The following is a 1447-nucleotide window of genomic DNA, read 5'->3' as shown; positions in this document are numbered from 1 at the left end:
GCGGCCCTGCCCGGGTGCTGGCGGCGCCTGCCCTCCGTGCGCCCCGCGCCGGATGCCGCCAGCATCCGCGGAACCCCTTCGAACCGTGATTTGTTAGATCATGGTGACTCTGTGATGATCGAAGGATCGCGTCCTCATCTGGTTTCGTTCCGCTAGAGTAATCGCCTCGTAATCCCGTTACGGGTCGCCTTCGGAACCTAGAAGGAAAACTCACCATGAAACAGAAGATGCAGCAATGGCTCGTCCGGCCCCAAGGAAAGCTCGGACCCTTGGGACTTGTCGTCCTCCTCGTCACCGCCAGCTTGGTGACGCCCCTCTCGCTCGACATGTACACCCCTGCCGTTCCCCACATGACGGAGGCCTTCGGCACCACGGCGGGCACCGTGAACCTCACGCTCGTGGGCTACTTCCTGTTCTTCGCCGTGGGCCTGCTCGTGTTCGGCCCGTTGAGCGACCGCTACGGCCGCCGCCCTGTGCTGCTGGCCGGCGTGGTGACCTACACCTCCGCAAGCGGGCTCTGCGCGCTCGCGCTCGACATCGAGATGCTCATCGCGTTCCGCGTCGTGCAGGCGCTGGGCGCGGGCGCCGTGAGCGCGGTTGCCATCGCCGTGGTCAAGGATGCGTTCAAGGCCGAGAAGCGCGAGGCCATCCTGTCTATCGTGCAGGTCATGTTCGTGGTGGGGCCCGTGCTGTCGCCGGTGGTGGGCGCCCTCATCCTGCAGGTGTTCGACTGGCGCATGACGTTCTGCGCCCTGGGCGCCGTGGGCGTGTTCTGCTGCGCGCTCGCCGTGCTGTTCGAGGAGACGCTGCCGCAGGAGGAGCGCTACCGCGGCACCGTGCTCGGCAGCATCGGGCAGCTGGGCGCTGTGGCCAGGAACAAGGGCTTCTCCTCGTTCCTGGCCATCGTGGGCCTGTACAACCTGCCGTTCATGGCCTACATCGCCGTGGGCTCCTACGTGTACATCTCGTTCTTCGGACTAAGCGAGCTGGAGTACAGCGTGTTCTTCGCCGTGGCGGCGCTGCTCACCGCCGCCGGTCCCTTCATCTGGCTCAAGGCCTCCCGCTACGTGAGCGCGCGCCGCTTCACCGGCATCCTGCTGGCCGCGGCTGCGCTCTCGGGCGTGGCCATGCTGCTGGCAGGCGAGCTCTCGCCCGTGCTGTTCTGCCTCACGTTCCTCGTGTTCGCCCTCACGGAGGCCTGCATCCGCCCCTACAGTACGAACATCCTGCTATCCCAGCAGGAGGGCGACACGGGCGCGGCGTCGTCGCTCATCAACTTCGCCCATACCGCCATCGGCTACGTGGGCATGCTGCTGGCGGTGCTACCGTGGTCGAGCTACGTGCAGGGCATCGGCGTGCTCATCGTGGCGTCCATGGCTTTTGCAGGCATCGGCTGGATCGCCCTGCTCAAGTCCCGTATCCCGCTCGCGGGCATCAAGGACGCCGC

1 protein-coding gene is annotated in these 1447 nt (G+C 66.3%); it reads left to right on the top strand.

Annotation, left to right across the window (positions count from 1 at the left end; translation table 11 throughout):
- Window positions 1-215 precede the first annotated feature (215 nt).
- A partial coding sequence (locus GPA_RS11515; RefSeq protein ID WP_083809098.1) for a Bcr/CflA family efflux MFS transporter occupies window positions 216-1447 on the top strand: 1232 nt, incomplete at its 3' end.

The sequence above is a fragment of the Gordonibacter pamelaeae 7-10-1-b genome (genome assembly GCF_000210055.1).
Classification (GTDB): Bacteria; Actinomycetota; Coriobacteriia; order Coriobacteriales; family Eggerthellaceae; genus Gordonibacter; species Gordonibacter pamelaeae.
The sequence above is the reverse complement of the archived record's forward strand: the minus strand, read 5'-3'. Positions and strand labels throughout refer to the sequence as shown.